The following is a 1,717-nucleotide window of genomic DNA, read 5'->3' as shown; positions in this document are numbered from 1 at the left end:
AGGCGGGGCTGGACATCGTCTTTGCGGGGGATCCTATCCTTTTTAACCAATACGCCTATATCCCGGTCAACCCGGAGCGGCATGCCCACGTGAAAGCCGACGCGACCCGCGCGCTGGAGGACTGGTTGACCGGCCCGCGGGCCCAGGGCCTGATCGATGGATATACCATTGCGGGCGAAAAGCTGTTCACCTTCAATGCCCAGTCTGCCGGCGCCGAATGATGATCCTGTTGCTGGCCATCCACCGCTTTCGCTGATGCGGTCGTTCATCATCCACATGGCGGGCAGCACCGCGCGGCGCCCGAATGTGGATCGGCTCTTGCTGGACCTGCCGGACGCAGAGGTTGTGGATGCGGTTGACGGGCGCGACCCCGCGCAACGGGCCGGCGTGCAGACCCGCCCGGGAGATCTGCATCGCCCCCCCTACCCCTTCCCGCTCTCCCCGGCCGAGATCGGCGTGTTCCAGAGCCACCGGCGCTGCTGGCGCAAGATCGTGGAGGAGGGACTGGATCACGCGATCATCGTCGAGGACGATCTGGCCGTGGAACAACAGTTGTTCGCGCGCGCCCTCGATCTTCTGAAGGACCAGCCATTGGCGCAGATGTACGTCCGCCTGCCGCCCAAGAACCGGGAAAATCCCGCCGCGGTGCTGGCTTCTGACGCAGAAATGCAGCTGATGTTACCGCGACGGATCGGCTTGCAGACCTGCTGCCAGATCGTGGGACGCAAGGCCGCGGAACATCTGCTTTTGGCGTCGGAGGTGATCGACCGGCCTGTGGACACATGGCTGCAGATGCATTGGGTCACAGGCCAGTCGGTTCACACCATTCTGCCCAACGGTAACCGTGAAATCGCCCATGAACTGGGGGGGTCCACCGCGCAAAGCAAAACCCGCACCGGCGCAAAGCCGATGCGGGAAATACGGCGCGCATGGTACCGCGCGCAGGTGGCCCTGCGTCCGCAGAAGCCCTGAGCTCTACTTCGGCGCGGCGGTCGTCCGCAGGTAGGGCAGCTTCTTGTCGAAAGAGCCGAACTTGGCCTTCGCATCCTCATCGGAAACGGTGGCGGGAATGATGACGTCGTCGCCAACGTTCCAGTTTGCCGGTGTCGCCACGCCCTTGCCGGTGGAGGTTTGCAGACCGTCCAGCGCGCGCAGGATCTCGGCGAAGTTACGGCCCACCGTCATCGGATAGGTCATGCTCAGCTTCAACTGCTTGTCAGGCCCGATGATGAAGACCGCGCGCACGGTCGCGCTATCGTTCGGGGTACGCCCGTCGGGCAGATAGGCATCGGCAGGCAGCATGTCGAAGGCCTTCGCAACCTCCAGCCCGTCATCTGCGATAATGGGGAAATTCGGTTCAGCGCCCGAAACCGACTTGATGTCGTTCTTCCACTTCTTGTGGTCTTCCACCCCGTCGACGGAGATGCCCATGACCTTGGTGCCGCGCTTTTCCCACTCATCGGCGAGCTGGGCCACGGCGCCGAACTCCGTCGTGCAGACGGGGGTGAAATCCTTGGGGTGCGAAAAGAGGATCGCCCAGCTGTCCCCGACCCAGTCGTGCAGCGACATGCTGCCCTGATCGGTTTCGACGGTCAGATCGGGGATGGTGTCATTTATGCGCAAGCTCATGGTGTCCTCCGGTATGCATTATGGTCGGTATCCGGAAGATAGGTACTTTCCCTGCCCGTTTCATCCCCTCTCTTGCAGAGTGAGAAGC

General features: G+C 62.6%; 2 protein-coding genes and 1 pseudogene. 2 read left to right on the top strand and 1 reads right to left on the bottom strand.

The window, feature by feature from the left end:
* Positions 1–221, top strand: a pseudogene (locus A3764_RS20155) (substrate-binding domain-containing protein); the annotation flags it as partial.
* A gap of 34 nt (positions 222–255) precedes the next feature.
* Positions 256–972 carry a glycosyltransferase family 25 protein gene (locus A3764_RS20150; RefSeq protein ID WP_067919459.1) on the top strand — a complete coding sequence of 239 codons (717 nt, stop codon included), beginning with the start codon at positions 256–258 and terminating at the stop codon, positions 970–972.
* A 3-nt stretch (positions 973–975) separates the two neighbouring features.
* Here the strand turns inward: A3764_RS20150 and A3764_RS20145 are convergent, their stop codons facing one another.
* Positions 976–1,629 carry a peroxiredoxin gene (locus tag A3764_RS20145; RefSeq protein ID WP_067919398.1) on the bottom strand — a complete coding sequence of 218 codons (654 nt, stop codon included), beginning with the start codon at positions 1,627–1,629 and terminating at the stop codon, positions 976–978.
* Positions 1,630–1,717: the final 88 nt, after the last annotated feature.

This window comes from Sulfitobacter sp. HI0129 (genome assembly GCF_001635395.1).
GTDB lineage: Bacteria > Pseudomonadota > Alphaproteobacteria > Rhodobacterales > Rhodobacteraceae > Sulfitobacter.
Note: the sequence above shows the minus strand (reverse complement) of the source record. Positions and strands in the feature narration are given on the sequence as shown.